General features: G+C 33.6%; 2 protein-coding genes. One reads left to right on the top strand and one right to left on the bottom strand.

Annotation, left to right across the window (positions count from 1 at the left end; translation table 11 throughout):
• Window positions 1–2,302, bottom strand: a 2,302-nt coding sequence (locus tag OU788_RS11910) for a type IA DNA topoisomerase (protein ID WP_274635372.1), incomplete at its 3' end; no start/stop codon positions are given.
• Window positions 2,303–2,622: 320 nt separating this feature from the next.
• Between OU788_RS11910 and OU788_RS11905 the strand changes: the two genes are divergently transcribed.
• Window positions 2,623–3,489 (top strand): DJ-1/PfpI family protein, encoded by an 867-nt coding sequence (locus tag OU788_RS11905; protein ID WP_274635371.1) that lies wholly within the window; start codon window positions 2,623–2,625, stop codon window positions 3,487–3,489.
• Window positions 3,490–3,654 lie beyond the last annotated feature (165 nt).

Below are 3,654 nucleotides of genomic sequence, written 5' to 3'. Positions count from 1 at the left end.
CTAGTTCTTTTGTCAATGGTTTTCCATTGGCTATTTTTTTGATGTTTTCAAACGTAAATACAAAATCACAACCATTTTTGTATTCAGAGCACCCGTAGGCAGATTTCCCTTTTAAAACGGTTCCTTTGTTACATTTTGGACATGTTAAGGTATCTGAAATTGATTTACCCTTATCACTCGAATTGACATTTGAACTCGTTTTTTTGGGCTCGAACTTTAAATTGAAACTATCATCAAAACGAACTAACCCTTCTATTTTTTCTGAACCTTGCTTGAAACCTTTCAAATTAGTTGTACATCCCTTGTCTAGTAATCGGATTAACTGACTTTCAGATATTTTTTTATCCATAAACTCAAATGGAAGTTTAAAATCACATCCGTTTTTATAAGAAGAGCATCCATAAGCGGTACTTCCTTTTAACAATTGTCCGTTGTTACACTTCGGACAACTTTTACCTACAACTTCTTTCTTTTTAGAAGTTGATTTTTTCTTGGTTTTAGTTGTGTTTGAAATCGTACTTTTTTCGGCAGATAATCGTACAGATTTAGTATTAGATCGTACTTCGTATACCAAACGATCTACCATTTTTTTCATTTCATTAATAAAATGCGCAGCACTGTATTCACCACGTTCAATTTCTTTTAAACGTTTTTCCCACAATCCAGTTAATTCTGCAGATTTTAAGAGCTCGTTGTCAATCAAATCAATTAAGTCGATACCTGTTTTGGTAGGGATAATCAATTTTTTTTGACGCTCAATATATTTTCGTCTGAACAAAGTTTCAATAATACTTGCACGTGTAGATGGACGACCGATACCATTTTCTTTCATCAATTCGCGCATTTCGTCATCATCTACTTGTTTTCCTGCAGTTTCCATAGCACGTAATAAACTAGCTTCGGTATAATTACGAGGAGGTTTGGTTTCCTTTTCTAAAAATGAGGGTTCGTGTGGGCCTTTTTCTCCTTTGATAAAAGTAGGTAACACGTCTTTTTCGGTATCTTTTTTAGGCTCTTTTCCGTATTCAAAAACTTCACGCCAACCTTTGGTCAAAATTTCTTTTCCTGTGGTTTTGAATGAAACTTTATCAGCTTCACCTATTACAGCAGTATTGGAAATATCACTATCTGGATAAAAAACGGCAATAAATCGACGAACAATAATGTCGTATACTTGCTGCTGATTGTATTGCAAGTTGATTTCTATTCCCGTAGGAATAATCGCATGGTGATCGGTTACTTTTTTATCGTTAAAAACTTTGCTCGATTTGCGTATTTTTTTCCCTAAAAGAGGTTGTGTTAAGGTTGTGTATTGCTTTAACCCTTTTAAAATATTCGGAACTTTTGGATAAATATCATTCGGTAAAAAAGTAGTGTCAACCCTAGGGTAGGTAACTACTTTCATTTCATAGAGTTTCTGAACAATTTTCAAGGTTTCATCCGCAGAAAATCCGAACTTATTATTACAATATACTTGCAAACCCGTTAAATCGAATAGCTTAGGTGCGTATTCTTTTCCTTTCTTTTTGGTGACTGAAGTGATTTCAAAATCACTTTCTTTTACTTTATCAGCAAAGGCTTGTCCTTCTTCCTTCTTCAAAAAACGACCTTCTTCACAACTAAAAAGTGTATCGCGATACAAGGTTTGTAGTTCCCAATAAGGTTCAGGTTTAAAATTTTGAATTTCTTTATAACGGTCAACCAACATGGCTAGGGTAGGAGTTTGTACTCTACCAATTGATAATACTTGTTTGTAACCACCAAATTTTACGGTATACAAACGTGTTGCATTTAAACCTAATAACCAATCGCCAATTGCACGAGAGTAACCTGCATAGTATAAGTTATTGTAATCGTCGTTGTCTTTTAGGTTGTCAAAACCTTCTTTAATGGCTTCTTCAGTAAGAGAAGAAATCCATAAACGTTGAATTTTACCTTTATAATTAGCTTGATTAATTACCCAACGCTGAATGAGTTCTCCTTCTTGTCCCGCATCCCCACAGTTGATAACCACATCGGCTTTTTCAAATAAAGATTTAACTATTTTAAACTGTTTTTGAATACCACTATCGTTGGTAACCTTAGTGTCGAAGCGCTCAGGTAGCATAGGGAGGTTGTTTAAATCCCAGCTTTTCCAGTGCGGTTTGTAGTCTTTAGGTTCTAAAAGTGTACATAAATGACCGAATGTATAAGTAACCGCATAACCATTCCCTTCGAAATATCCATCTCGTTTGGTATTGGCTCCTAAGATATTAGCAATCTCACGGGCTACACTAGGTTTCTCGGCGATACAAACTTTCATAAAACAGAGTCCATGTGGACAATTATAGTTATGTAAATGCTTGTAAATTAGTTTAAAGCATTATACAAGTGTAATTATTAATAAGGGTATTTACAATACAATTTAGAAGGCCGAAATTACTAAATTATTTGTGAATGTTATAAGTTGATAGTGGAAAGAAGTTTTGAATTACAAACAAAACATTTTGAACATTTAGGAGTACTATTTAAACTTTAAGAGTTAATAAATGGTTTGTTTATATAATAGATTTGTAATATTAATAAAGGTTGTAACTTAATAAAGAAATTTTAAGTAGTACAAAACCAATAAACTGAATTAGTATGAGTAGTATAAAAAGTATGTTAGGGGTAGAGCCAAAACAGGTTTCAGGAAATATATATTCTCCTTCAAAATTAGCTTTAAAACTAGCTGTAGATAAAAAAACAGACTATGATCATTCAGTTTTTGAAGATAAGAATACAGATAGAAATCGAAAAATCTTAGTAATTGGAACAGAACAAACACTACTTGAAATGCAAAACGGGAAAAACTTTTTAACAGGAAATCATCCTGTAGAAATGTTTGTGCCAATGTTGCACTTTATGAAAGCTGGGTTTGAAATGGATATAGCTACGCCAACAGGTAAACCATTAAAGTTAGAAGAATGGGCTTTTCCTGAAGAGGATAGAGAAGTAATGGCTATTTATGAGATGTTTAAACCACAAATTCTAGCACCTTTAAGTTTACAGGAAATAGTTAAAAAATTAGATAAAAATAGTCCGTATACAGCAGTATATATACCAGGAGGTCACGGTGCTATTATTGATTTGCCGACAAGCTTAGCGGTTAAAAAGGTAATTGATTGGAGTGTAAAACATGATAAGTGGATGATTTCTATCTGCCACGGACCAGCTGCTTTTTTAGCAGCAGCTATTGACGCTTCTCCAGAAGAGTTTCCATATAAAGGATACAAGATTGCTGCTTTTCCTGATGGAGCAGATAAAATTCTTCCGTTAACAGGATATATACCAGGAGCAATGCCTTGGTGTTTTGGAGAAAGATTACAAGCATTGGGTGTAACGATTGTAAATAAAATGCCGAATGGAAAAGTGTGTCATGATCGTAAACTTATTACTGGAGATAGCCCAAAAGAAGCAAATAAATTAGGGAAACTAGCTGCAACATTAATGCTTTCAGAAACAGTATAAGAAATATAGCGGAAATTCATATTACTAGCTTTTCATTAGGTAAAATTCAACAAAAGATAACACAGTAGTGTTAGCCCAAGGGTTTACATTAGAAAATTAAGCGCACTAAAATTTCATTTTTAGTTTTTTTATAGAGGATTGTGAAAAACCCCGAGAAAAATATTT

Source organism: Tenacibaculum sp. L6, from assembly GCF_028823685.1.
In the GTDB taxonomy this organism is placed as follows: Bacteria; Bacteroidota; Bacteroidia; order Flavobacteriales; family Flavobacteriaceae; genus Polaribacter.
This window is presented reverse-complemented; position numbering and strand designations above follow the sequence as displayed.

Excerpts from the sequence above, each read along its gene's own strand:
- OU788_RS11905 (WP_274635371.1), top strand. The coding sequence starts at position 2,623 with ATGAGTAGTATAAAAAGTATGTTAGGGGTAGAGCCAAAACAGGTTTCA.